The sequence below is a fragment of the Pseudomonas sp. J452 genome (assembly GCF_024666525.1).
Lineage (GTDB): Bacteria > Pseudomonadota > Gammaproteobacteria > Pseudomonadales > Pseudomonadaceae > Aquipseudomonas.
The window spans coordinates 243,487-268,064 of record NZ_CP088294.1; the positions used below are offsets into that span (position 1 = coordinate 243,487).

The window sequence follows — 24,578 nt, forward strand, 5'->3', positions numbered from 1 at the left end:
GGACACACATCGGAACAGAAAGCCGCATCTCAGCACGACAGCCATCGATCAACTAGTTTCTGTGCTTTCTGCTTATCAACTAATGGAGATGAGTGAGGCCGGGCAGTAATAATGGATCGCAATTCATCTGGCGTTATACAGCTGAATGTATCTTTAACACTCATACCGTATTCTTTCTCAAGTTCCCACTTCATAGATTTGACAACACTGCAACACGCCATGCAAATCTGCCCCACATTCTTCCAAGCTGCGCTGCGCCAGCTTGGTAAATGGGTTTGAAAGCTAACTTTTCCTTTCGCAAACTTTACAACTTCAAATTTCGATCGCTCGCAAATTGGGCACTGCCAAAAATCATCCAACTCGCCCCACATTCGAGCACACCCAGGCAATGACAAAATCATTGCCAAATAATTTGAAGGAGGACAACTTCCTGCAGGTTTACGCTCCGTACGCCAACGACTCCAATTAGATTTATGGGATATACTTTCCTTCAGCATCTCACGGCTGAATACCTCTTCATTCACCAGCCCTAAAAGGCCATATCTATGGTAGCCATTCGAAAGCGTCGGAACTGCCACCACCCCGACAGGATATCTTTCATACCAATAGTCCTGCAGAGCTGCAGCTTTAGCGACTTGATATACCAGGTTCATTCTCGCCACATACGCTGGCCGCACGAGTCGCCACACCTCCATCAACTTCAGCTCATCGATCTCATGCGAAACATGACGATCTATTTTGATAAACTGCTTCATTTGGCCAATAGAGAACGATTGCCACTCAACGCGATAGCCTTTCCCTGATAAAACCTTCTTCGCCGATGCATCAGCGTTATTGCAATCCTCACAAATCAAAATTCGAGCATAAGACGAGAATGCTGGTGCCATTCGCTCAACCATAGCCAGCCCAGTAATCGTTGGAACCTCTACACCGCTTTCAACAAAAACCTTATTAAACGCAGCTTTAAGGGCATCCTCCATATGATCATGATGCTCAACCAGCTTTGCAAGTATTTGCCCTTTGCTTCCGACCCTAGACACGTCAAACTTATTTCTATCGCAGCATGGGCACCTCCAGCACTGGGAAGTCTCCACCCAATTCCGATTCATTTCAAATAGCTCCACCCCATGGTGCGCTTTTATCTCGAAAGACAAAGGTGACCCAACGCCATCAAGACAATCCAACACTCCTTCGTTTATACATTTAACTGCCAAAGTTAACGCATCCGACTTTTCTTTCTCGACGTGCTCATAATATTCCTCGTTCTTTTTTGACCAGACCTCTAGAACACTAGACTGCCCTTCCAAATTGTTATTCTCTCCGATCTCCGCCACACCAACACTCTCCTGACAAGACACCCAACCCAACACACATAAAATCAGTTAAAAATATGCCTAAATACCCCCAGCATTTAAATCATCGATCTGCTCTCGACTATTACAACATTATGAGATAGCCGATAATCACCATTCTCCATGCCGCCATACTTCTCGATGCCAGCATGACTGCCGTAGAATGCAGCCGTCCTCCCCTGCCCGTGAGAAGCCAGTGACCCTCACTGACGCGACGATAGCACTACTGCTCGCTGCCAAAATTCATGGCACAAATGCGGCAGTGCAAGCTACGGCCAAGCGTTGTTCCCAGCGCCTCCCTCGAAGTAAGCGTGATCTCATGTTCACCGTGATGAACACTCGCGACCCGATGAAGCTGATTGAGCACATCGCTCAACACCTGGAGCTGGAATAACGCAGCGGGGCCGCCATGCCTCTGATGGTTTCGGTGCTCTGGCTTGGGCTTGTTTGAAGCAAGCTGCAGCGACTTTTTAGACAGTCCCTGTGTCTCGCGCTTAGGCTGCCGACAGGATTTAAGCCAATGCCACCCCTCGGATCGGACGGGCAAGGTGATAGATCCATTCAAAGGATAACGACTGCGGTTGAAATGGACGGACCAACTGCCTGAAAGCCCCTCCGGGTGGGGTTCAGGCTTTCAACTGGCGCAGGCCATCGGCCATCGGCCATCGGCCAGCAGCCACAGGGCACGGTTCAGGCGCAGATCCTGGTCGATGCCCTGCACGGGGCGGGTACGCTGGCGACGCCCGCTATTGCCACACACGACCAGGCCACCGCGAATGAGGTTTTCCTGGGTGCGGTTGAACACGCTCCACAGATCGGCGCGGTTATCGTCGGAGCGGCGCGAAGCCAACACCTGCCGCTCGCTGATCGGCGCCGGTTTGCCGGGGTCTTCGTACTTGAGGGCGAGTGCAGTACGGGCGAACGCTTCGGCCTCGCCGCCATCCAGCGTGACGGCGCGCATGGCCTCGCGCGACGCCTGCGCCTGCTCGAAGCCGTGCAGTACCTCGTAAGCGCCCTCAATCACCTGGGCGGCCACGTCACCCTTGTGCGGCACGCGCACGTCCGCCACGGTGGGCGACGTCCCCACGCAAGCGCAGCGCCCAGGCCTGGTGAAGCCGGGCCGAAGGCATCAGCCGAGCACAGCGAGGGAACGATGGAAGCCCAAGGGGGCGAGACTCGCGCAGCGAGGCTTGATGCGCAGCACGACAGCGCGCCCGGCCACGGGCCGGGGATGCCCAAACAACAGGAAGTACCTGAGAGCCGGTCGAGCAATGTGGCCTGGGGTACCGACATGCCCGCCTGGGTCAAATAGGCTGCAAAGCACCGTCAACACAAGGGACGACACATGCGCACCGTACAGACCACCAGCCCGCAGCAAGCCTGCGAAAACATCCTGATCGACGAAAAGCGCTACAACACCGAGCGCGACATCCTGCGTAGCGAGAATGCCGTCATCGATCGCCTGCTTACTCGCAGCCTCGAGATGAAACAGGCCTACGGCGAGCTGCACGAAAAGTTGTCCCCGCAGCCACCGGCACTCAGGGTATTTCTAGGCCTTTTGCTGAGTACCGCAGCTTTTTGGAGCCCGGAAAGGATCGCCAAGTCCCGCACCCAACGGGACGAACTCGTCGAAACCAACCGTCAGATCGCGCGAAAAGCAGAGGACTTGGCGCAGCTACTGGAACAGCGCTCCCGACTGCATGAAACCTCCGGTTTCAGCAGCCACACCCACTATCACGTCTGCGATGTGATCGAGGCGGCAGCCGGGAACCACTCGATGTTCAATGCCTACGTGAAAGAACACCTGGACACCCTCTGCGGCCAGTTCGACCTGAAATACTGGCCCTCGCTGGATCAGCTTATCCGCGCCGTAGCTGCGGACGCAGAAAGCGCCACTCTGGAGGCCACAGATCCGCTGACCCTGGCTGCGACGGCCGCGACGCGCCCCTCTCGGGCCGACTTCTTCAAGGCACTGTTCGCCGCCATCGAGGAGAACAGCGTGCACCACCATGGACAGCTTCCCGAAGGCTTCCGGCTCACCGATGGTACGTTGGCCTCATTGGCGAACTGCGCGTTGGATCTGGGGCCGAACGAGCTGGCGGACAGCGCCTATGTGAAACGGCTTCGCCAGCGCGAGCGCAATGGCGACATGTGATGCTGTTCTGGCCGCATTCGGCGGTACAGCAAAAAGGGGGCCGAAGCCCCCTGCAGCTAGAGCAATCCCTGCTCTGCAAATGAAACAGTGGCCTCGCCGCCCACGATGATGTGATCCAGCGCGCGCACCTCCACCAGCGCCAGGGCCTCCTTGAGGCGCTGGGTCAGCACCTTGTCCGCCTGGCTTGGCTCTGGATTTCCGCTCGGATGGTTGTGCGAGAAGATCACCGCAGCTGCGTTGACGCGCAGTGCCTCCTTCACCACTTCGCGCGGATACACCGAAGCCTGGTCGATGGTGCCGCGGAACAACTCCACGTATTCAAGCAGCCGATGCTGACTGTCGAGGAACAGCGCCGCGAACACCTCGTGCTCGAAACCGACCAGCTTGGTGCGCAGGTAGTCCTTGACCAGCTCCGGCGCGGTGAACAGCGCCCCGCGCTGGTATTTTTGGTCGATCGCCTGGCGCGCCACACTCAGGATCTGGTCCACAGACGCGGGCAGGTAGCGCCCCTGCGCGTCACGCACCAGCAGCATGGAATCGAGCGAGGAAAAGGAAAGTTGCGACATGGTCGTGCTCCGGTTGCTCGGGCGGCATTGCCCAGAACCGGCACCAGCACGGCGCAGCGCAGCTGTCAGGGGTCAACGACGGCCGCTAGGACGCCAGCGTGCAACGCACGCGCAGCCCTTGACGGCGAGAACGCCGTGATACGGTGAAGGGAACAGCAAGACCGCCCCCACTCCACCCATGCCACGGATCGGCAAGCGGAGCGCGCAGGCCCACAAGGGCCGGAGGTGTCAGGGATCAAAGCCGAATGGCCGCGACTCGGCACGAGGCACGGGGCGCAGCCCGCGAGCCCGACGGCGAAACGCCGGGACACACTAGCCAATAGTGAACACACGAACTCGCGACTTCAGGTCAAACAGAATGAAGGGAATAAAGTTCATCGGTGAAAGACGAACACTCGTCCAATTGGCACGGTCTATCTGAAGTACAGACAGCACGAAGATATTGATCCGTTATAGGGCCACTGCTAGGATCGAAAACGGTTCTGGTCTCCGCCTTGCTGCCCCGAGGAAAACCAGCTCAAATCGAAGCCCATATCTTTCCCTTGTGGCCCGCCCGGCAAGCAGCATGCTCAGCAAAGCGAAAGCTTTAATGGCTGCATTTTGTCGAGGAAATTTGTGATGTTCGATTTCGAATGTGTAACTAACGCGGTTCGAGCCATGGAGCTGGACAGCGTGCCCGACGACCTTTCCTACTGCCAGCAGTTGGAGCTCAAAGCAAAGCACTTGGGCTACCAAAACTGGAACCATTTGCTCGACACTTTGAAGAACGAGCCCGCAAAAGACCGCCTTCAAAAAAGCACAATGCGCTTGATGCAGCGGGTTTGCCAAGTGCGCTTGCCGCTCCGCAACAAAGCTTACGTGCAACTAACTGTCCTGCCTGGTGGCGGAGTTGGTCATTACAGTTACTGGATAGGCTGGGATAAGGAAGGCAATGAGGTTCGCGTGCCTCGCCCTATTGACGGCAGGGAGCAAGCACGAAAACTTCGCAAATTTCAGCCCTCTCCCGTTTTTGCTATCGAAACAGAAAGAGAGTTAATAGCCTGGCTGCATTTGTGGTTTTCGACTGCAATAGTGCCACCAAAGTTAGCCAGAGAGTTTTTTCCGGCGTTGTTCAACAAGAAGCACCTTGTGGCAAAAAATCCACCCCTTGATGTCATCAAAGACAAGTACGAGGCAATGGGTGATCTCTATGCAAATAACCTCGAAGAAAATTAAATAAAATTTCAGCGGCTCTCCTCGGAGCCGCTGAAACAGCTTACTGAATCGCACCGGACTAACCGGATAAGCCACTGCAATTGAGTCAGTCGGGCGATCGGCCTCTTCTTAGCTCGACGGGTTCCAGTACGGTCGAGGGCACTGCCAGACAATACTCCTGCTCAACACCTCTGCCCTTGCATTTGAGCAGGGCGAACAGGTCCCGCAGAGGCGGTTCCTGCCGCTCTAACCAAGGAAGCAGCGCCGGGACCAGGGCAAAGTTCTCTCGCCAGATGGTTTCGTCTCCATACTGATCGACTATTTCGGGACTCAGAAGCGGTACCAGCATACCCGCGCCGGGCAAGGCCTCGGCTATGCGTCGGGCATTGGCCAGGCCAACTGGGTCAAGGTCGGGCAGCAGCCAGATCTTCGCGCCCTCCCAGCAAACCAACAGCGCCAGCAGCCGATCAGACAGCCAGCCTTCGTAATGGGCCACCAGCGCGCCACTCAATGCTGCCGGCAGGCGTGTCGGCAGATGCAACAAGGTGTCGCGGTTTTCCACTAACACCACATGGCCGGTCGGTCTGGGTGTCGCTTCGGGCCTGCGCTCGTCGTGCCATAGCAGCTTCAGAAACGCAGGGGAAGGCGATTCCCATTGCAGGGCATTGCCCTGCGCATCCACCCAAGTAACAGCCTCACCAGCGCTGCAGCTGATCATGAGCGAGGGCAGTCGCCCCCCGCGCTTGCTCGAGCCGGCGTTGATGATGTTCAAGCCGCGCACCGAACAGCTGTCCAGATCCGTTGGCGGCTGCAGCCGGGCGATGCGCTGTCCTAGCGAATCCGAGTGCTGCACGATCACATGCGGCGACACGCGCCCGGGCACACGGCCCACCGTGACGATGCCGGAGACTCTGAGCTGATCGAGCACCGCTTCGAGTGCCTTCGGCCAACTGCGCACAGGGACAGGTCCTTTGCGCAACCGCTCGAGTATTTCCAGCTCTCTCGACCGATTCATGGCTGCGCTACCGTGTCAGCCTTCGCGGTCTCCACCTGCAGGCTATCACCGAACTGCCCGACGTCTACCTCGTACTTCTCGTCTCTCTCGCTTTGCGGCGGAGCCTGCACCGGCTTGTCGTCTTCGGGATGGTCGAAGTGCTGCCAGTCCGCCTGGGTCACGTAGATACGGTTGTCGGTGTTGATGCACTCACTGATATTGATGCAGTAGCGCACCGTGGTAGTCGGGTCGACGGATGCAAAAACAGGGGTGAAACCAAGGTTCTCGCTGAATGCCAAGATAGTGCGCTGGTTGCTCGGGTCAACCGAAGCAATCTCGTCCAGGTAGAACGGCAGGAAAGGTTCGACCCGGGCACCGCGGTCGGTCAGGTGACGGATCAGCGAGAAGTACAAAAGTGGCTTGAGCGTCATGGTCGAGCCATTAGAGGCCAGCTCGTCGAGTGTGTTGCAGACGATGACCTTGCCGTTGACCTCTTCCACAGTGAATCCGATGTCGAATAGGTCGCCGAGTTCAAGGGTACCGTCACGACCATCTTCAACCAGACGAGACAGCCGATCCATGGCGCGCACCAGCTCGGTCTGGGATGCGCCCCCGCCTTGCTGGCCGAACAGGTCGGTCTCGTTTTCGTCAGCCTGGGCGATGTGTGAGGACAGGGTATTGATGGCGTCGAGTATCGGTTCGTTCCTCTTCAGATCTAACCTGAAGCCACGAAGGTTCGAGACTTTGCGCGCATTGATCCGGCGGTTGAATAGCGAAATCTCGTGTTCCAGCGTCACGTAGTTCTCAGAAAGATCGCGCAGAGCCCCCGAGAGCTGGGCAATGCCCTCCTGATGGTAGCGCTTGAGCATCTCACGCATTTGCGGCAGCGTTTCCAACCGCTCGCGTGCGTGCTGCACCAGATCGCTCAGACTCTCGTGTCGGGCAAGATCAGGTAGGTCGCCAACGATCGAGTGCTGGTAGTTCTTCATGGTCAGGGCTATGCGGTCGAGCGCGTTGCTGATCCACTCCAGCCGGTTCAGCGTGTCACCGAAGTTGTACCCGGTAAGATCGCGTTCGAAGGCCTCGGTCGGCCCGTCAGCAGGAATAAAGGGACTGTTCTGGATCTGGCGGTGCTGCTGCACGTCCTTGAGCTGGCGGGCCTGCTCGAGGGCATCGTTGAGCTTCTGCTCGATAACGTTGATGGTCCGGGTGGCACCCTCGATCCGCTCCTGGTGCCCTTGCAGCCACTCGTCGATCTGAGCGAGGCACATCATCACACCCTCGAGCACCTGACGATCAGCGGTCTCGGTGGCTTCCAAGACCTCGAGCTCGGTCAGCTCCTGCAGGTAGCCCTGCTGGTTGCTCAGCTGCTTTGCCAGCGAATCCAATTCGGTACGCTTGAGCGCCTGGTTCTGGGCAACCTCGAGTTGCCCCTGAAGCTTGGCCAGGTCCTCTTGATACATGGCGATCGACTGTTGCAGCTGCGCCGGGTCATCGCTATGAAAATCCATTGGAGGCAGATCGGTCAGGTCGAGCTCGAAACCCTGTAAATTTAGCAGCCCCTCCTTCGACATGAGTTGGGTGCGTACCCAATGGTTGAAACTGCCCGGGCGGATTTCGGTCAGCGCTGTAGCCTCAAGGCTGAACATGTCGCTGCGAAGCAGCCGCGACAGCTCGGCCTTTTCCGCATCGACAAAGCCCTGGGTATCCAACAGTCCGTCGCCATTGCGGATCTGCTCCAGCCGCTTGTTGAGCTTGCGAATTTCATGTTCAGTGTGGCGCAGCCTGCTGCTGACGGTTGCCACATCGTAGATGTCAGCCTGGCGCAACTGATCGCTGAGCGTGGCGTGCTGGGCTGTCAGTGTTCGAATCGACTTCTCGACCGCCTCGCGGCAGGTCATCGCATTGCGCTCGCGCAACTCGTCGAGGCGGGTCAGCCTGCCGGCCAAGGTGATGCGCTGCTCGACCGTCCGGTCGCGCTCTTGCATGCGGCTATTAAGCTGTTCGTTGAGCTTGGCGCGCTTTTCGATTTCTCCCTTGTGCAGCGCGTTGAGCTGCTCGATGCATAGCGGTGTCCGCTCCACCGCCAGGGTCAGGTTTACCCGCAGCTCGCGCACCAGCCAGCCGCCTTCTTGCGAAAGTTCGGTGTATTCGTCGTATTCCTTGCCTAGGGCCAGGATGTCCTCGCGACGGTACCCCAGGCGCTCGACTTCCCGCTCGGCAAGACGAAAGCGCTGGAAGGCGCGCTCGCGGACCTCTAGGAAGTTCAAATTGGCATTGCTCAGTTTTTCACTGAAGACGTTGAGGATGAGTTCCTTGATCTCGCGGCTCTTGAGTAGCGGCTGAGTGAGCAGGTTGCGATAGATCTGGCGGAACACCTGGTAGCGCCTTTCGTTGGCGTTGGCCAGCGGCACCATGGTCACGTCCCAGTCGCCGCCTTTGACCCGCCCGCTCTCTCCGTAGAGCATTTGGCGCATCTGTTCGCGGGTCAGGTTGCGCACCTCGATGCCCTGTTCGTACCAGTGGCGGAACAGCTCCTTGTAGGGGCGTATGCGGTTGATCGGGTCGACGAAGTCACCCATGTCCAGCTCACCTTTAGCCACGAACAGTTCATATTCGTTGCCGGCGGTAGGTCCCTTGCCGTGAGCACCGACGATGAACACGCCGTCGGGGGTCAGCACCTCCATCAGTAGGTAGCTGTGGTCGCTGGGAAAGAAGAACGCGCGGCTGGTGTTGGCCTGGTGGGCGCCGAAGTGCATGTGTGCTAGGTGGGTGAAGAAGAGAAACTGCATGCTTTGCAGCGCCTGGGTCTTGCCCAAGTTGTTGTGTCCGCAGATGCTCAGTGGCCCGTCCATGGGGAAGACCGACATGATGTGGTTGCCGGAGTTGACCATGGCGTAATGGCGCACGCCCCAGCGGGTCTTGAGTGCTTTGCTGCGCATCGTTACTCCGGGGTCTCGTCGTCTTCGTCGGGTTGGGTATTCAGAAAGTCGTCTGCCAGCTCGTCCACTGAGCGGTCGCTGTAGGAATAGTCTTCCCCACGCTCTTTGGCCTCGAGCTGTTGCTGATGCTGGTCAGCCAGGCGCCGGCAGATGTCGAGGTAGAAGTAGGCCGGCAGGCCCAGGGTGTAGGCGACCTTGTCTTGGGAGAGACGGCGTTCATTCATCACCCCGACGTCGACCAGCCGGCGAATACCGTTGTCGATGAACGACTCCACACTGCCCAGTCCAAGACGGGTGAGCCGGTCGTGGTACTGGTTGAACATCGCTCCCAGGTCGTCGAGGATGATCGGTTCTTCATGGGTGATCATCGATTCGATCGGAAGGCCCTTGTCGCACAAGTGTTCGATCAAGGAGAAGATCGCCGCTGCTGCCATGCGCTCGCGCTGGGGCAGCTGGGCCTGGCTCATCTCGCGCGGCTGCAGGTAGTAGAACCCTGTGGGGTGATGTCGCAGCTCATGCCCCATCATGCGCAACAACACCTCGTAGGTGTCCTGAAAGCGCGACAGCTCGCGATATTCCTTGATCCGGTCAGTGCTGCTGATAAAGCGCCCCGCCTCGAGCGCTTCGACAACCCGGGGGAACAGGCTGAGCTCGCGATCGAGGCGCTGGGCATAGTGTCTGGCATCGCGCACGCGATCTTCGAGCGACAGCTCGAGACCCTCGGCAGATTCGGCCTGAGGCAGATCATCCATCGGCGGGCTCCCGGGTAGGCAAGGGTTCGTAATGTCTGTAGAAGGCGATCGGGGCCGGTCGCCGCGGGGCCGGTTCGGCATTGTATGAGCGCCGGTTCATGCGGATTTCGAGTTCCTCAAATTGGTAGTGCTGCATGTCGTCGTGGCGCTGGATGAAAGGTGCAGTCTTATCTTCCATCGTCAGCCGGGTCAGCACGCGCAGCACCGAGTCGGGCCGGGCCTTGGGGTACTGAGCCATCAGCTTTGCGACAACATCCTCGACAGGCTGCTGCTGCTTCAGCCAGCTGAGCATCTGCGGGGATATCTCCCGGCGCTCGCGGGCCTCGAGCGCCGCGGCCGAGGGGGCGCGCACGAGGATCGCGTCGGGGGCAATCGACTGCAGCTCCTTGAGCTGCGCCCACCAGGCCTGCAGCGAATCCTGGTCAGGCTTGTGGACGCGTCGCTTGCGCGGCGGCAGGGCCAGAGTGTCACTGCGCGTCAATTGGCTGCTGTGGTGGCCAAGGTCCTGAAGTCCCAGCGCCGCTCCCTGGGCGATGCGCGCATTGATCTGCGCCTGGCGCACAAGCGGCGCCAGATGGCTCGCCATGTTCTCGATCGAATGATTGAGGCTCTCGCGAAAATCGAGCATGCGAAACAGGATGCTGTCTATTTCGTAGCGGGCATCATCCATGCTCAGCAGGTGCAGCGCCGGGTCCTGCTGCCACTCCTGCAGGGTGCGTTTGATGCGCATGAGCGAAAGATCGAACGGCCCACCCATGCTCTTCATCTGCAGCGCCGGTGTCACGTACTCGTCCCAGGCCTTGATCACCTGCTCATAGCGCTCGGCCAGCGGCTGGCTCTGATCCGAGCGCTTGGCCTTGTCCACCAGCGCGTAGATAGCACGTCTATTAGATTCAACCATGCGGCGCAACGTCTGAAAGCGCGACTGCATCTCCTGGGACTTGGCAAAAAAGCCCGTGCGCCGACCGCTGAGCAGGGCCGCAGCCAGCTCTTCAAGGTGCCCCTCGAGCCTGTTGGCGTTAGCGCTGATCTCCTCGATCAAGCCCAGACTCTGCTCATCGAGCAAAAACTGCACAAAGGGCACGATCTGCAGGTTCAGCGAATAGCCCCGCCCACCGCGGGAGAACTCCGAAAGGATGCCGATATCGACCATGCGCTTGACTGCCACCTGCTCAGGCTGGTCGGTGCCGACAATGAACGGCCGTACGATATGCAGCAGTTCGCGCTCGGTCAGGGTGCGGGTTTCGTAGCGAGACCAGATGGTACTTACGATGTCCCAGCAGTCACCAAGGGCGCGAATGAATGACCGTGGTTTCATTGAGCCTCAGACCTACTACAGATAAATGGGACATAGACTGCCCATGCTCTGGAGCCTGGAAAGCAGGGCCGCCCCTCTACTAGGCTCAACTTTCTTGCTCTTCGGGATACGCTGCTTGGGGAATTGATACCCATCCATCACGGGTGATGCCTGCCCCGATGCGTATGTTCTGACTTTCGGTTGCTGACCAATGCCCACCCCGGTGCAGTACAGCGCGAATCACCGACTTCCGTGGATGATCCTCATCCGCCTTGGCAGAGCTGCATATGGCATTCCAGGTATGTTTGTCTGGCATGCTGTCCAACCTTGGGCCAACCAACTGATCCAGAATCTCAGTCGAAACATTGTGTCGCCCGCCATGATGCGGCACCTGGAAATACCGAATGCCGGGCAACGTAAGTCCCGCAAAAGGTGCGTAGTCAATCACCTCTTGCAGCGCTTCACGCCCGGCGTCGCCAGTAAGCATGACGCGATGGCCATTCAGGACAGCCGACTGCACTACACTCATTTCATTTTCACGACTAGTTGGCGCAGACGGAAAATACTCGTCGCCCCACAAGGATTTGATGTAGGAGGTCGCAGCCTTAACTGCCCGAAAAATGCTGCTCAGAGCACTATCCATGGCACCTTCTTCAACAGCTTCAGGTGTCTTCGTGGAATCCACGATTAAGTCCATGTAGCGACCTAGCGTCGGTGCCATCACCGTGAAGGGGCCGATGCTCTGCCCCTGAAGCGGGGCATGAATGGGGATTCCCTTCTCAACCGCAATATCCTCAAGAGCTGCAGTGGCATCGTAGACAGAACGTAATTTCCGCCTCAGCGCTTCCACCGACTCATAGGTCTCGAAGCGATCTATCAATTGCTCTGCATATATCCACGGCCTATTGATCCAGAGATTCCTGACCGAGCATTGTTCCAAGACTTTTCGAAGCCCATTGGCGTGATCGCGATCCGGATGCGTGAGGATCACGTGATCGATAACTGTTGTGCCGTAGTAGGTTTTCAGGTGCTCAACGATCTGATCCCCGGTATCCAGATAACCACCGTCAACCACATGTATACCTTCGGTGCCATTTACCGAGTAGCGCAGCGTGATCGCATCCCCGCTCTTCGCTGTTTCGACGCCAAGAAAATCGATCTCAAAGTAGTCAGCCATACATCCCTCTTGCCTAATACCAACGAAGTGCCGGTGGTTTTCCACCTACCAGCGATCCACCGCACATGTGAGTCCTGTCGGAGTCCATACCAACGACACAGCAGGAAGGCCACCAGCATCCTCGGCGATGCCGCGTAACGTATGTCGGTCTATACCCGAATGAGCGCCGCCTTTCGGATGGCTGTGCCAAGTGCCGATAAAGGCGAGATATCCCAAAGAGGCCGAATTCGCAGTACGCAAATTTTGAACAAGCCCATCGGTGCCCAAAACGAAGCGTGCGGCCTCTCGAACGCTGTCTGGCGGTGCGTCAACAAGCCCCGCAATGATGATGGTTCGATTTTCAAACGAGATGCGGCCGACCAAGGCGCCGCCTGTTTCCAACGCGCCCCAGCGCAGCGCATCAGCATGGATCGCTTGCGCGACCGTGTGCAGAATCCGAATGTTCCAGCCACCATCGTCCGCTACATCGAGCACAGTGGTGGTGCCAAGGCTGGCGCGGGTCCATGCTATGCCGAGGCCTTCGGCATCCGAGATCCCAGCGCAAAGCGTCGCTTCCTCCGGAAGCCCGTCAACGAGCCAGCGTTCCAGTTGTAGCCCAGCAAGTGAAGCAGACCGCGAAACGACGGCATCAGACATTGGCATGGTCAGTGAGCGGCAGTTGTCACCCACAAAAATACGCGTCGGCTCGGATGTATCACCGGCAATCGACGCACGCAGTTCCGGCACAAATCGGCAGCACTCGAACAAGAATGCCGTGAGGTCATCAACCCGACCGGCGCGACCAGGTCCTTCGAGCAAAACTGCAACACAGCGGCCCTGACCATACATCGCGATCCGTACCAGCCGGGCAGGTGATTGATCCAGCGCTGTCGATTGTGTTTCTGCGGCCAGCACCTGAAGTGAAGCCGTTGCGTCCACGATGAGCGCTGCATCCTGCGGAACGGTTGTGGCGAACTGTGCCGAATCGACCAGGAGGGTCACTGCGTCGGCGTCGAACGCGCGCGATTGAAGATGCGACAGCTCCTCAAAGGCCGTCTTCATCAGAGCCACCTTCCGAGGTGGAACCAGCACTGATGCCCTCTCAATGAGTGCATGCCGTGCTGCGTTGTGAGGCGACATGGATTCGTTGTCGACGAAAGCCATTGAGCCGAAACCGGCTCGCCCCAGGTGCATCGCGATTTTCGACCCTACGCTTCCGCAGCCGAGCATGACCAGCGGCTGCGATGTGGGCGCCGCTGGAATGCCGGACGTCCTTGCCAGCAGTTCGGGAGATAACGCATGCGCGTGGAAGGCCGGGTGAACCGTGGCATTTCGATCCAGGAGCGATTGAGCGTTGAGCTCATAGCGCACCACGTAGGGCAATACCTCGACACTTCTCCCTGGAGAGCCAACAAGCGACGCAGGCCGCTGTACAGTCAGAATTACAATCGCGTACAAGCCATGCGTCCAGGCACGCGAGTCTTGCCGCATATCCAAGATCGAACGTCCGTAGTAGCCGTCCAGGCCTTGGGCCAAAGCGTCGCGATCAATACCCAGTTCCGCTGCTCGATCGAACAACGTCGCGAGATCGACAACCGTCTCGGGTTGGTAGTGGCCGACCACATGCGGGTGGCCGCCGACCATTGGGGCTCGCGCAATGAAGACCGCGGCATGGCCATTTCCCCATTTACCCAACTTGTCGTTGTGAACATCTTGGGAAAACACAGGATCGACTTGTGCGGTCAGTTCGGCGTTGACGATGGCGTATAGCCCGCCATCAATCGTCACGTATCCGGCGGGGACCACCAAAATAGTGCCGTCAGCGGGAGCCGCGGCCGCGACCTTCTCAGCGCTAAACACAACGGTTGAAGGGCAACTGTCTCGACGCGTCGGCTCCCACCCATGCTCCAGGTCCAGCAGAGTCCCGGCTGCGGCTTTATGCAGCCAATCAATCAACTGATCGACAATGGCATCCAGGCCAAATCGATGCAGTAGCTCGTCCAAAGATCCCTCGAACAGGCAAGGTGAGACCAGCTCACCTTCGCGGTGGGGGTTGATGTGTGGCAACTTGAGCGGGAAGTCCGTACGCAAGAAAGGCTTGGGCGCGGATAGGGGCCAGTCACTGCCGAATACCAGAACGCATGTCTCGACCGAGCGCACGCCGGTCTCGGATACGCCATTGCGCCGAGACCGGCTCGGCAGTTCAACAGCAACATCGACTTCAATCTGCGTCGATTCCCCGCTTATCCTTGGCTCCTTAACGCGGACAAGGCCTCGATGCCGCTGAAGTTGATGCAGTGCGTCCGCGATGCTGTCCGTCATGATGCACCGTGCGGCATGGGAGTGCGCGCTGAGGTGATCACGGCTGCGGCCTTCGATCCAGCCTCCTTCTTCGAGGGAGGCTGCACACCCTGAGCGGTGACGATAAACACTAGAGGCTCGACAGATTTTTCGCTCGGGTATTCGCCCGTGCAGTAAAACTCGCCTTTTGCTTCGTCCACGATTGCTACGTACTCTCGCTTTGCACGGATGCAGGGCGGATCACTGGCGTCGTCTGCAATCGGCTTACAACTGGCGACAATGACAGCACCGTCACGCGTCTGCGAAAGCGCCTTACGAGCGTCGGCGTCGAGTTTGGCCTTCTCGCCGTAGTCGGACCAGCTGTCATAGGACAGCGAATGCCAGGAACAGTGATGCGGTACCTGCATGATGTCGTACTCAAGCACATCGGTTTCGGTCTTGTGGCGCTGCCACTGGCGGTTCCAGATGAATACCTCAGCATCGCCGCCAGTAAGGAATTTCGCACCATCTGGCGTCTGCGCATCAGCAGCCAATGTGATGTTCAGGATCACGCTCGACTGGTTCTTGACCAGGCACTCTTCCTCTTCTTCGTCGTCCTGGGCATCCAGGGGCGCCAGAAGAAACGCGGAGAAGAATGCGGAACTCTTGCCATTGATCGTCGAGAAGCGCGTGTCCACCCTCCGCACAATCGGAGTGAGATCATCAGTCTTTCCGTCGATGTCCTCGCCCATGATCTGAATACGGTCACCGTTCCCGACGGCAAAATTCTTGTCGCGGTTCAGCTGTACCCGCCGACGCGCCTCCGTGTTGAATGCCTTGGCGTCGTCGCTCAATGTGTGCGTCTTGCTGGCGCGTCGAAACACGATCGGGGACGACCACATCTCGCGGATCACGATCTTTTTGTCCTTGTCGTCCTTCTTGTCATCTGGGTACGTGTCCAGCGGCCCCAGGTGGAAGTGCCGAGTCAGGCCTCGACAATGGTCTTGGTCTGGGTGGCTCAGCAAGAACGCATCGACATAAGGCCTACCGTTTTCATCCCTCTTCAAACGGTCGCGCAGATCCGTGGCGACATCGCGCGCCTCCCCATCAGGGTCGTCGGCATCCTGCCTGATGTTTACGTCGATCAGGAGGGTGGTTACGTCGATATCGCCGAACTTGATAAGGGCCATATCCCCGTTGTCTACGGGGAAAAACGTGATGGTTGTGGGCATCTGGGTCTCCAGGTAGACGACCTAAGGAGTAGTCGCGTATATTTAATGTACGGATATTATTTATATCCGTCTACTTTTTAGGCGGTCACCATGAAAGAAACCTCGATTACTACTGCCGAACCCTCTGAGTCCAAGGGCTTGAGCTGGGGCTTGGAGAGCAGACTCCAGTTCATCGATTTTCGTCTGCGCTGGGAGCGGCGCATCAATCGGATGGATCTCACCGAGCACTTTGGCATATCGGTTCCTCAGGCATCACTGGACATTGCCAAATACACTGAGTTGGCACCGAGCAATCTGACTTATGACCGCAGCTCCAAGACCTACACAGCCACTCTGCATTTTCAGCCGCTTTACCAACGAAGCTCGGCGCAACGCTATCTAGCGGAACTGCTGGCGACCAAGATGGGAATTGTCGAACCGAGAGCCACCTTTATCGGCTCAGCGCCCGAGACCGATTGGGCACCTTCCCCCTGGCGCACGATCAATGAGCAGACCGTAGAAGCAGTGGTCCGAGCCATTCGGCAGCAGGAAGCTATTCGAGTGAGCTACCAGTCCATGACGTCTCTGGACGAATCAATCCGGTTACTTTCGCCGCACGCTCTTGGCAATGACGGTTTCCGCTGGCATGTGCGCGCGTATTGCCACAAGCGTCAGCGCTTCAGCGATTTTGTTCTCGCCCGAATTTTGCGCATCGAAGATTTCGAGCCGAGCCATGTGGACTCCAGCCAGGATGCGCATTGGCACACCGTGCTGACGCTAGTGCTTGCGCCGCATCCCGATTTGCCTGCAACCAAGAAACGAGTCTTGGAACTGGACTACGGCATGGAAGACGGGCAGGTCAAACTTCCCTGTCGTCAAGCATTTCTGTACTACACGCTAAGGCGTTTGGGCTTGCATACCAAGGAAGCGCCAGATCCTCTCGCGCAACAGATCACGCTGAGAAATCGCGATGAAATCCAACCCTACATCGATGCTTTGACAGCTCAGGCCTGACATCCCATGACAACAATTTTCGAACTAGTTAAAGACCCGTACGAGCGCAAGGCTCGCGTAGTTCCAGGTCTTCTCGTGGCATTGCCATTGCTCGTCCCTTTGATATGCGTATACGGAGCAAAGCACCCTGTGCTCACAGGTGTTATCGGTTTACTTGGCGGCTGCGGTGCCATTTACGCGCTTGCGAGCGTGGCACGCGGGCGCGGCAAAAAGCTTGAAGAGCTTTTAGTTAAAAAATGGGGAGGCATGCCTACAACCATAGCTCTGCGGCATCGCGACAATTTTCTCGATAATGTCAGCAAGCAGAGGTACCACTCCGCGATCACTACCAAACTGGGTATTGATATACCAACGGCAGAAGAAGAATCAGCGAACCCTGACAAAGCAGACGATACCTACATTGGAGCAACCAAGCGACTTCGCGAACTCACGCGCACCAATAAGCAACTTCTGCTGAAAGAGAATATTGCCTACGGATTTCACCGCAATATGCTGGCAATGAAGCCCGTCGGCATCGTGTCGAGCCTCTTGGGAGTCCTCTACGGATTGCTGATTGCAAAGGTTCTGCAGATAACGCCTCCCCATTTTTTCCCCGTACACTTTGCCGACCCGGGGCTCGCCGCTGGCTTGACGTTACTTATTTCGATGGCGCTACTTGCGGCCTGGCTGCTGTATTTCGATCAGAGTGCCGTCAGACGTATGGGATTCGTGTATGCGGAACGCCTATTTGAGTGTTTACCGTCACTGACTTCTTCAGCATCACGAAAGAAAGCGCCAAAATCGACACCTACAGAATGACACCCCACCCTCCGACTGCACTCTTCACGTGCAGCCGGTTGGGCTGCGGGGATAAGGGAGCTGGATCGAACTAACTGGAGAGCTGCCACGACATCAGCGATGAAATAACATCACTGAAAGATATCAAGCAGCCAATAATCGCACCAAGCCTGCCCCTGTACGCCGCAGCAGGTTGTCCCGATAAGCACTGAATCGCACGATACCCCCATCCAGCCAGACTCATGGAGTCCGAGATGGAACATCTATCGCCTACGCCCGGTGCTTCAATCTCCGAGACCGCCCAGTCTCTTCCGATGCCTGGCACGGATGCCTACGAGGCACTGCCGCAGTTTCCGAAACGCAGCCCCCTACCCTTCCGGCGCACCATTCGGCGGCAAGAGCTGAGACAGATCATCCCCCCTGTCCGAAACGACGATCTACGAAATGGAACGCCGTGGAGAGTTCCCCCGGCGCTTCAACCTGACACCGCGTTGCGTAGTGTGGGACTTGGCCGAGGTCGAAGCGTGGATTGAGGAACGCAAGCAGGCACCTCGCACGAACATCAGCAGGCCGGATGTCCGCCTAAGAAAAACCCGCCCTGTTCGGGCGGGCGCAGACCAAGAATGAGGCCAGTGACGGCCTCAACCAACAAGGGCTTCCAACTCCCCGGAAGTCGAGCGCGATAATCGTCGACCTTCCTTGGCCACGTTAACCTGCAAAGCCACGCGCGCCACGTCCTGAACCTCCCTGGCCAGCTCGTAGCTGCCCTTGGCCTGCAGCCAGGCCAATACGTCCGCTAGGTGCCAGATCGACGCACTGCCCTCATGCACAGGTGCTGGGAAGCTGCTTGGGTGGGCCAGCATGAGCTTGCGCATGTTCTGCCGCGACACGCCGACCATCTCCGCCACGTCGGTCAGACCGACCAAATCCGGGGCTACCTCGATCAATTTGGCCGACGGTACGGCTCTGCGCACGTCAGCCAGTGCGCTGCGCACAGCCGCATCTGCGCTGTCCGCTTCGCGGGTGAACTCCAGCGCCAACCGCCCCGGCTGGCCGATGCCGACCAAAGAATCATCGCAACCGGCCTCTCCAAGGCGCTCGACCAGCGCATCCGGGTCACGATCATCGTCGGCAAGTTGGTACTTCAGAGTAAAGGTATATTCCATCGTATTACTCCTCAGCACCGTCCGCGGCTTCTTGCTGCTTACGGTGCGTGGTGCAGTTGTCCACGACACGCCCCAAGGCGCGTGCGTGATTGCCAGGGCTCTTCGGCGTGCTCCATACGCTGGTGATGCAGAACTCGCCGCAGCGACACTCCTCATCGTTGTAAGGGCAGTAGATCCGCCCCCAGGCATGGCTTCCACCTACTTCCACGCGCCAGCCCTGCTCTTCGGCGTACCTCAGTACTTCCTCGACCTCTTTCTTCGGATGAGAGGGACGGGCCATCAGTGATCTCCAGTATTGGCATAACCAGCAAGGTTGTCAACTGACAACCTTGCCATTCCTTTAAACCGCAGCACTCAGCACCGGCACGACCACATTGTCCGGCAACAGTTTCGGCACATGAGTGCGACCTTCGATCCAGGCATCGACCATATCCGCCCACTCCTGCAGCATGTGGCGCCGCTGCTCGGCGTACTCGGCCTTGTTGTAGACCGATCGCGAAGAACGTCCATCCTCGTGCGCCAGGCACTTCTCGATCCAGTCGCCATTGAAGCCTACTTCGTTAAGCAACGTAGAGCCCGTCCGGCGCAAGTCGTGAACCGTGAATGGCTCCAACGGCAGTCCAGCCTCCTTGGCACGCGATGCGATAAGTTGCGTGATCCGGTTCAACGTTGCGTGCGACATGCAGCGATAAATCTCATAGCGCGATGGCAGCACGAACTTGGAGCCACCAGCACAGGTGTGCAGTGCCACGAAAATGTCCAGGCACTGGCGTGATAGGTAGACCACATGCGGATTACGCCCCTTCATCCGTTGCTTTGAGATCGTCCAGGTGGCGCTTTCAAAGTCCACCTCATCCCAGGTCGCCTCGATTAACTCGCTCTTGCGCACCAGGGTCAGCAGCACCAGTCGCAAGGCCAGCCTGATGGTGGGGTACGCCGCGATGGATTCCAACTGATGGAAAGCCAGGCGTATCTCCGTCGGAGTCAACGCTCGGTCCTTCGGCACAAAGGTGGCAATCGAGGCCGCCTTCACATCGTTGGCCGGATTGTCGATTTTCTCCCCATGCAGGGCCGCGAACGCATACACCTGCTTCACGATGTCACGAATGTGGACGGCCGTGGCCGGGGCACCGCGAGCTTTTACCTTGGCACAGAGTGCCCGCAGGTCGTCAGGAGTGACTTCAGTCAGGAGCCGGTTCTCGAAGACCGGCAGAATGTCGCGGTCGATGATGCTCTTGCGCATTGCCCGCGTACTGTCGGCCATGCGCGCATCGGCCAGCCAGCTCTTCAGCATCTCGCCGAACGTCTTGGCGGCTGTCAGGCGTCGCTTGGCCCTCTGCTTCTCCAGGGAGGGTGAGTTTCCCTGGGCGACCATGCGCTTGGCATCGAGCAACTTTTCGCGAGCCATGGCCAACGAAATGCCCACTGGGCCATACCGCCCAATGGTCAGAGTTTCCCTGCGTCCATTGAGACGGTAATCGTAGCGAAAGGTGACGGTACCGCTAGGCGATACCGTCACGTACATGCCATCGCGGTCGGAAGCCTTGTACGGCTTGGCCTTGGGTTTGAGATTGCGCAGTGCGGTGTCGGTAAGCATCGAGGTTTTTCTCCTGTTCATGACGGCTTTTACCGTCAAGGGTCAGGAGACCTGCTGATGCCGGGAAAGCCGCGTAACAGAAGCTTTCCCAAGGAGAGATTTACCGTCAAAGACCGGTTTGGTCTCGATAGTAAACGGGAGGGTCTTAATCCGACCTCCGGTTCCTACCGTCACCGCTACCGCCAAACCATTCTGCTGCCTGGCGATAGTCACCGATAGATACCGTGACGTGTTTTCTTTCAAATCAACACGTTACAGCATCTTATCGATAGGTACCGATAGTCCCCGAAGGACCTGATTTCACTCCCACTCGATGGTCGCTGGCGGCTTGCTCGACACGTCGTAGGTGACGCGGGAGATGCCTTCGATCTCGTTGATGATGCGGTTGGAGACCTTCTCCAGCAGCTCGTAGGGCAGGTGCGCCCAACGTGCGGTCATGAAGTCGATGGTTTCCACGGCGCGCAGGGCGACGACCCAGGCGTAGCGACGGCCGTCACCGACCACGCCGACCGACTTCACCGGCTGGAACACCACGAAGGCCTGGCTGGTCTTGTGGTACCAGTCGAAGTTGTGCAGTTCTTCGAGGAAGATGTGGTCGGCGCGACGCAGGATGTCGGCGTACTCCTTCTTCACTTCGCCGAGGATGCGCACGCCCAGGCCCGGGCCTGGGAACGGGTGGCGGTAGACCATGTCGTACGGCAGGCCCAGCTCCAGGCCGATCTTGCGCACTTCGTCCTTGAACAGTTCGCGCAGCGGCTCGACCAGCTTGAACTGCATGTCTTCCGGCAGGCCACCAACGTTGTGGTGGCTCTTGATCACATGGGCCTTGCCGGTCTTGGCGCCGGCCGACTCGATCACGTCCGGGTAGATGGTGCCTTGGGCGAGGAACTTCACGTCCTGCAGCTTGGTGGCTTCCTGATCGAACACTTCGATGAAGCTGCCGCCGATGATCTTGCGCTTCTGCTCCGGGTCGCTGACGCCAGCCAGACGGCCAAGGAACAGCTCTTCGGCGTTGGCACGGATGACCTTGACGCCCATGTTCTCGGCGAACATGGCCATCACCTGATCACCCTCGTGCAGGCGCAGCAGGCCGTTGTCGACGAACACGCAGGTCAGCTGGTCGCCGATGGCCTTGTGCAGCAGCGCCGCGACCACCGAGGAGTCGACGCCGCCGGACAGGCCCAGCAGCACCTTGGACGAACCGACCTGGGCACGCACGGTGGCGATGGCGTCTTCGACGATATTGGCCGGGGTCCACAGGGCCGCGCAGCCGCAGATGTCGAGGATGAAGCGCGAGAGGATGCGCCCGCCCTGCTTGGTGTGGGTCACTTCCGGGTGGAACTGCACACCGTAGTAGCCGCGCACATCGTCGGCCATGGCGGCGATCGGGCAGCTCGGGGTGCTGGCGAGGATGTGGAAGCCGGCCGGGATCTCGGTGACCTTGTCGCCGTGGCTCATCCACACATCGAGGCCGAATACGCCGTCGGTGTCGACGTGGTCTTCGATGCCATCGAGCAGGCGGCTCTTGCCGACCACGTCGACGCGGGCGTAGCCGAACTCACGCAGGTCGGAACCCTGCACACGACCACCGAGCTGCTCGGACATGGTCTGCATGCCGTAGCAGATGCCGAAGATCGGCACATTCAGGTCGAACACCGCCTGCGGCGCGCGCGGGCTGTTGGCCTCGTGCACAGACTCCGGACCGCCGGCGAGGATGATGCCCTTCGGCGCGTAGGCGCGGATGGCGTCGTTCTCCATGTCGAACGGGTGGATTTCGCAATACACACCGATCTCGCGCACGCGGCGGGCGATCAGCTGGGTGTACTGGGAACCGAAGTCCAGAATCAGGATGCGGTGGGCGTGAATGTCAGGGTGAGCCATGGCCGTCTCTCGTAGCGGAATTCACAAATGACACGGGGCTGATTGGAACAGCCCCGTGTCTCTTCATCTCAACTGCCGGGAATTACCCAACGCGATAGTTGGGTGCTTCTTTGGTGATCTGCACATCATGCACGTGCGACTCGGCCATGCCGGCGCCGGTGATGCGCACGAACTCCGGCTTGGTGCGCATTTCCTCGACGGTGGCGCAGCCGGTGTAGCCCATGGAGGCACGCAGGCCGCCCATCAGCTGGTGGACGATGGCGCTCATCGCGCCCTTGTACGGCACGCGACCTTCGATACCTTCCGGCACCAGCTTCTCGGCACCGGCCGAGGAGTCCTGGAAGTAGCGGTCGGACGAGCCCTGCGCCTGCGCCATGGCGCCCAGCGAGCCCATGCCGCGGTAGGCCTTGTAGGAACGACCCTGGAACAGCTCGACTTCGCCCGGAGCTTCTTCGGTACCGGCCAGCATCGAGCCGATCATCACGGCGGAGGCGCCAGCAACGATGGCCTTGGACAGGTCACCGGAGAAACGGATGCCACCGTCGGCGATCAACGGCACACCGGTGCCAGCCAATGCAGCGGCGACGTTGGCCACGGCGGAGATTTGCGGCACGCCGACACCGGCGACGATGCGCGTGGTGCAGATCGAGCCCGGACCGATACCGACCTTGACGCCATCGGCACCGGCTTCGACCAGCGCCTTGGCGGCGTCACCGGTGGCGATGTTGCCACCGATCACCTGGACTTCCGGGAAGTTCTGCTTGACCCAGCGCACGCGGTCGATCACGCCCTTGGAGTGGCCGTGGGCGGTATCAACGATGATCACGTCGACGCCAGCGGCAACCAGTGCAGCAACCCGGTCGGCAGTATCGGCGCCGGTGCCGACGGCAGCGCCGACGCGCAGGCGGGCCTGATCGTCCTTGCTGGCCAGCGGGTAGGCCTTGGCTTTTTCGATGTCCTTGACGGTCATCATGCCCTTCAGGGTGAAGGCGTCATCGACGATCAGGACTTTTTCGATACGGTGCTTGTGCAGCAGGTCGCGCACGACTTCCTTGGTGGCGCCTTCCTTGACCGTGACCAGACGCTCTTTCGGCGTCATCACTTCACGCACGCTGACGTCCAGGCGGTTCTCGAAGCGCACGTCACGGGAGGTGACGATACCGACCAGGTCGCCATTGCTCAGCACCGGCACGCCGGAGATGTTGTGCTGGCGGGTCAGCTCGAACAGATCACGCACAGTGGCGTCGGCTTCGATGGTGATCGGGTCCTTGACCACACCGGCCTCGAACTTCTTGACCTTGCGCACTTCGGCAGCCTGCTGCTCGACGGTCATGTTCTTGTGGATGATGCCGATGCCGCCTTCCTGAGCCATGGCGATAGCCAGGCGCGCTTCGGTGACGGTGTCCATGGCTGCTGACAACAGCGGGATATTCAGCTCGATGCCACGGGTCAGGCGGGTCTTGAGACTCACATCCTTGGGCAGAACTTCGGAATAACCTGGAATAAGAAGAACGTCGTCGAAGGTCAGGGCTTCTTGACTGATACGCAGCATGGCGGGGGCTCCCGGGAGGGAAAATTGGAAGCGCGCCATTATACCCAGCAGGCCCCACTCACTCAATGCAAAGAATGACTTAGCCGCGCACGCTCATCGCCCGACGCTCAAAGCACAACCCGCACCAGCGCCACGGGATAACCCAGGCGCTCGGCAAACTCCTCGAGAAAGCCCTCCTTGAAAGTTGCCGGGCCCCAGTTATTGAAGATGAAACCCAGGTTGGAGAAGGCGCAGGGCTGCAGGAACAGGAAGCCGTTGATGTCGTCCTCATGGCCGCATTGTGGACAACGGAAGTTGTCGGTGTGCCCGGGCATCCACTCTTCCAGGCTGTCGAACAGCGCCTCGCCTATCTCCTGACGACACTCGGGGCAACCCGCTTCCTCGGCGAAATCCTCGGTCGGGGTATAGATGCAGCGCTTGCTCACCACCTCCAGGCCGTTGATCGGTTGGCCGAAAGGCAGCAGCTGCGGCTGCTCGACCACCCGTCGCGCGCCGGGGGCGATGGCATAGGCCATGCGATTGAAACTGCGCCCGCAGGTGCTCGGCTGCTCCTCGATGACATTCAGCTGCGCCAGCCAGCGCAGGATCACCCGCGCCCGCCCCTCATGACCGGGAAAGCTGGAAATGCGCGGCACGATAATCGCCTGGTTCTCGCTCATGGCAGGCTTCGCCTCTCACTCAAAGGCGCGCAG

Annotated in this window: 20 protein-coding genes and 1 pseudogene; 5 read left to right on the forward strand and 16 right to left on the reverse strand. The window is 58.7% G+C overall.

What is annotated here, in order from left to right; translation table 11 throughout:
- Positions 1-29: 29 nt before the first annotated feature.
- Complete coding sequence (locus tag LRS11_RS01120; RefSeq protein WP_260495172.1) at positions 30-1,334, reverse strand: hypothetical protein; 1,305 nt, start codon at positions 1,332-1,334, stop codon at positions 30-32.
- A gap of 652 nt (positions 1,335-1,986) precedes the next feature.
- A pseudogene (locus tag LRS11_RS01130) lies at positions 1,987-2,424 on the reverse strand (DUF932 domain-containing protein); the annotation flags it as partial.
- A 273-nt stretch (positions 2,425-2,697) separates the two neighbouring features.
- On the opposite strand from LRS11_RS01130, the gene LRS11_RS01135 reads away from it, so the two are divergent.
- Positions 2,698-3,507, forward strand: coding sequence for a hypothetical protein (locus LRS11_RS01135; protein ID WP_260495174.1), 810 nt, complete (start codon positions 2,698-2,700; stop codon positions 3,505-3,507).
- 56 nt (positions 3,508-3,563) lie between these two features.
- Here the strand turns inward: LRS11_RS01135 and radC are convergent, their stop codons facing one another.
- On the reverse strand, positions 3,564-4,073 hold the full coding sequence (gene radC, locus LRS11_RS01140; RefSeq protein WP_260495175.1) for a RadC family protein: 510 nt from the start codon (positions 4,071-4,073) through the stop codon (positions 3,564-3,566).
- Between the two features lie 618 nt (positions 4,074-4,691).
- On the opposite strand from radC, the gene LRS11_RS01145 reads away from it, so the two are divergent.
- Entirely contained in the window at positions 4,692-5,288 is a 597-nt protein-coding gene (locus LRS11_RS01145; protein ID WP_260495176.1) for a hypothetical protein, read from the forward strand.
- A gap of 85 nt (positions 5,289-5,373) precedes the next feature.
- Here LRS11_RS01145 and LRS11_RS01150 read toward each other — a convergent pair whose 3' ends face one another.
- The 7 genes from LRS11_RS01150 to LRS11_RS01180 form a co-directional block, all read right to left on the reverse strand.
- The gene (locus LRS11_RS01150; protein ID WP_260495177.1) at positions 5,374-6,225 is read right to left on the reverse strand and encodes a hypothetical protein; all 852 of its coding nucleotides are present in this window, start codon (positions 6,223-6,225) and stop codon (positions 5,374-5,376) included.
- Positions 6,226-6,278: 53 nt separating this feature from the next.
- Positions 6,279-9,203, reverse strand: coding sequence for a hypothetical protein (locus LRS11_RS01155; RefSeq protein ID WP_260495178.1), 2,925 nt, complete (start codon positions 9,201-9,203; stop codon positions 6,279-6,281).
- A 2-nt stretch (positions 9,204-9,205) separates the two neighbouring features.
- Positions 9,206-9,955: a chromosome partition protein MukE gene (locus LRS11_RS01160; RefSeq protein ID WP_260495179.1), complete on the reverse strand. Its 750-nt coding sequence runs from the start codon at positions 9,953-9,955 to the stop codon at positions 9,206-9,208.
- Positions 9,948-11,273 (reverse strand): hypothetical protein, encoded by a 1,326-nt coding sequence (locus tag LRS11_RS01165; protein ID WP_260495180.1) that lies wholly within the window; start codon positions 11,271-11,273, stop codon positions 9,948-9,950. The genes LRS11_RS01160 and LRS11_RS01165 overlap by 8 nt, the downstream gene beginning before the upstream one ends.
- A gap of 85 nt (positions 11,274-11,358) precedes the next feature.
- Positions 11,359-12,429 carry a ComEC/Rec2 family competence protein gene (locus LRS11_RS01170; protein ID WP_260495181.1) on the reverse strand — a complete coding sequence of 357 codons (1,071 nt, stop codon included), beginning with the start codon at positions 12,427-12,429 and terminating at the stop codon, positions 11,359-11,361.
- A 45-nt stretch (positions 12,430-12,474) separates the two neighbouring features.
- Positions 12,475-14,730, reverse strand: coding sequence for a Mov34/MPN/PAD-1 family protein (locus tag LRS11_RS01175; protein ID WP_260495182.1), 2,256 nt, complete (start codon positions 14,728-14,730; stop codon positions 12,475-12,477).
- Positions 14,727-15,920: a metallohydrolase gene (locus tag LRS11_RS01180; RefSeq protein ID WP_260495183.1), complete on the reverse strand. Its 1,194-nt coding sequence runs from the start codon at positions 15,918-15,920 to the stop codon at positions 14,727-14,729. The genes LRS11_RS01175 and LRS11_RS01180 overlap by 4 nt, the downstream gene beginning before the upstream one ends.
- A 90-nt stretch (positions 15,921-16,010) precedes the next feature.
- On the opposite strand from LRS11_RS01180, the gene LRS11_RS01185 reads away from it, so the two are divergent.
- The 3 genes from LRS11_RS01185 (at position 16,011) to LRS11_RS01195 (ending at position 18,317) form a co-directional block, all read left to right on the forward strand.
- A complete protein-coding gene (locus LRS11_RS01185; protein WP_260495184.1) occupies positions 16,011-16,913 on the forward strand; it encodes a WYL domain-containing protein in 903 nt (300 codons plus the stop codon).
- A gap of 6 nt (positions 16,914-16,919) precedes the next feature.
- On the forward strand, positions 16,920-17,711 hold the full coding sequence (locus tag LRS11_RS01190; RefSeq protein WP_236269782.1) for a hypothetical protein: 792 nt from the start codon (positions 16,920-16,922) through the stop codon (positions 17,709-17,711).
- Positions 17,712-18,134: 423 nt separating this feature from the next.
- Positions 18,135-18,317 carry a helix-turn-helix transcriptional regulator gene (locus LRS11_RS01195; RefSeq protein WP_260495185.1) on the forward strand — a complete coding sequence of 61 codons (183 nt, stop codon included), beginning with the start codon at positions 18,135-18,137 and terminating at the stop codon, positions 18,315-18,317.
- Positions 18,318-18,331: 14 nt separating this feature from the next.
- On the opposite strand, the gene LRS11_RS01200 is transcribed toward LRS11_RS01195, so the two are convergent.
- The 6 genes from LRS11_RS01200 to LRS11_RS01225 form a co-directional block, all read right to left on the reverse strand.
- Positions 18,332-18,856 carry a helix-turn-helix transcriptional regulator gene (locus LRS11_RS01200; protein ID WP_236269784.1) on the reverse strand — a complete coding sequence of 175 codons (525 nt, stop codon included), beginning with the start codon at positions 18,854-18,856 and terminating at the stop codon, positions 18,332-18,334.
- 4 nt (positions 18,857-18,860) lie between these two features.
- Positions 18,861-19,136: a hypothetical protein gene (locus LRS11_RS01205; RefSeq protein WP_260495186.1), complete on the reverse strand. Its 276-nt coding sequence runs from the start codon at positions 19,134-19,136 to the stop codon at positions 18,861-18,863.
- A gap of 60 nt (positions 19,137-19,196) precedes the next feature.
- Complete coding sequence (locus LRS11_RS01210) at positions 19,197-20,453, reverse strand: integrase arm-type DNA-binding domain-containing protein (RefSeq protein WP_260495187.1); 1,257 nt, start codon at positions 20,451-20,453, stop codon at positions 19,197-19,199.
- Positions 20,454-20,753: 300 nt separating this feature from the next.
- Entirely contained in the window at positions 20,754-22,334 is a 1,581-nt protein-coding gene (guaA, locus tag LRS11_RS01215; RefSeq protein WP_260495188.1) for a glutamine-hydrolyzing GMP synthase, read from the reverse strand.
- An 82-nt stretch (positions 22,335-22,416) separates the two neighbouring features.
- Positions 22,417-23,886 carry an IMP dehydrogenase gene (guaB, locus tag LRS11_RS01220; RefSeq protein ID WP_260495189.1) on the reverse strand — a complete coding sequence of 490 codons (1,470 nt, stop codon included), beginning with the start codon at positions 23,884-23,886 and terminating at the stop codon, positions 22,417-22,419.
- A gap of 107 nt (positions 23,887-23,993) precedes the next feature.
- Positions 23,994-24,545, reverse strand: a complete 552-nt coding sequence (locus LRS11_RS01225) for a sugar ABC transporter ATPase (RefSeq protein ID WP_260495190.1) — start codon at positions 24,543-24,545, stop codon at positions 23,994-23,996.
- Between the last annotated feature and the right edge of the window lie 33 nt (positions 24,546-24,578).

What these genes read in the sequence shown, in the direction of transcription:
- LRS11_RS01200 (WP_236269784.1), bottom strand. Translation starts at nt 18,856, where the DNA reads ATGGAATATACCTTTACTCTGAAGTACCAACTTGCCGACGATGATCGT.
- LRS11_RS01205 (WP_260495186.1), bottom strand. Translation starts at nt 19,136, where the DNA reads ATGGCCCGTCCCTCTCATCCGAAGAAAGAGGTCGAGGAAGTACTGAGG.
- LRS11_RS01180 (WP_260495183.1), bottom strand. Translation starts at nt 15,920, where the DNA reads ATGCCCACAACCATCACGTTTTTCCCCGTAGACAACGGGGATATGGCC.
- radC (WP_260495175.1), bottom strand. Translation starts at nt 4,073, where the DNA reads ATGTCGCAACTTTCCTTTTCCTCGCTCGATTCCATGCTGCTGGTGCGT.
- LRS11_RS01190 (WP_236269782.1), top strand. Translation starts at nt 16,920, where the DNA reads ATGACAACAATTTTCGAACTAGTTAAAGACCCGTACGAGCGCAAGGCT.
- LRS11_RS01160 (WP_260495179.1), bottom strand. Translation starts at nt 9,955, where the DNA reads ATGGATGATCTGCCTCAGGCCGAATCTGCCGAGGGTCTCGAGCTGTCG.
- LRS11_RS01170 (WP_260495181.1), bottom strand. Translation starts at nt 12,429, where the DNA reads ATGGCTGACTACTTTGAGATCGATTTTCTTGGCGTCGAAACAGCGAAG.
- LRS11_RS01185 (WP_260495184.1), top strand. Translation starts at nt 16,011, where the DNA reads ATGAAAGAAACCTCGATTACTACTGCCGAACCCTCTGAGTCCAAGGGC.
- LRS11_RS01210 (WP_260495187.1), bottom strand. Translation starts at nt 20,453, where the DNA reads ATGCTTACCGACACCGCACTGCGCAATCTCAAACCCAAGGCCAAGCCG.
- LRS11_RS01145 (WP_260495176.1), top strand. Translation starts at nt 4,692, where the DNA reads ATGTTCGATTTCGAATGTGTAACTAACGCGGTTCGAGCCATGGAGCTG.
- LRS11_RS01195 (WP_260495185.1), top strand. Translation starts at nt 18,135, where the DNA reads ATGGAACGCCGTGGAGAGTTCCCCCGGCGCTTCAACCTGACACCGCGT.
- LRS11_RS01175 (WP_260495182.1), bottom strand. Translation starts at nt 14,730, where the DNA reads ATGACGGACAGCATCGCGGACGCACTGCATCAACTTCAGCGGCATCGA.
- LRS11_RS01165 (WP_260495180.1), bottom strand. Translation starts at nt 11,273, where the DNA reads ATGAAACCACGGTCATTCATTCGCGCCCTTGGTGACTGCTGGGACATC.
- LRS11_RS01135 (WP_260495174.1), top strand. Translation starts at nt 2,698, where the DNA reads ATGCGCACCGTACAGACCACCAGCCCGCAGCAAGCCTGCGAAAACATC.
- LRS11_RS01225 (WP_260495190.1), bottom strand. Translation starts at nt 24,545, where the DNA reads ATGAGCGAGAACCAGGCGATTATCGTGCCGCGCATTTCCAGCTTTCCC.
- LRS11_RS01155 (WP_260495178.1), bottom strand. Translation starts at nt 9,203, where the DNA reads ATGCGCAGCAAAGCACTCAAGACCCGCTGGGGCGTGCGCCATTACGCC.
- guaA (WP_260495188.1), bottom strand. Translation starts at nt 22,334, where the DNA reads ATGGCTCACCCTGACATTCACGCCCACCGCATCCTGATTCTGGACTTC.
- guaB (WP_260495189.1), bottom strand. Translation starts at nt 23,886, where the DNA reads ATGCTGCGTATCAGTCAAGAAGCCCTGACCTTCGACGACGTTCTTCTT.